At 45.6% G+C, this 259-nt stretch carries 1 pseudogene; it reads right to left on the bottom strand.

Features of this window, described 5'->3' with window-relative positions:
* Positions 1-259: pseudogene (locus tag V7083_RS18580) on the bottom strand (RCC1 domain-containing protein); the annotation flags it as partial.

A 259-nucleotide genomic window follows, 5' to 3' on the forward strand; every position in this document is an offset into this window, starting at 1 on the left:
GACTTAAGTCCGACGGTATGGGCACAACCTGCCGCAATCGCTACAATATTACTCCAATCACCAACATTACATTGGCCATACTCATTCCAACCTATAGCCACAACCGTACCGTCCGATTTTAGTCCGACAGTATGATTACTTCCAACCGAAATCGCCACAATACCGTGCCAGTCGCGTATATCGCATTGGTCATGTTTATTAAAACCAACAGCTGTCATTGTCCCGTTTGATTTAAGCCCGATGGTATGAAGATAACCCG

Source organism: Bacillus sp. JJ1764 (assembly GCF_036962145.1).
Classification (GTDB): domain Bacteria; phylum Bacillota; class Bacilli; order Bacillales; family Cytobacillaceae; genus Neobacillus.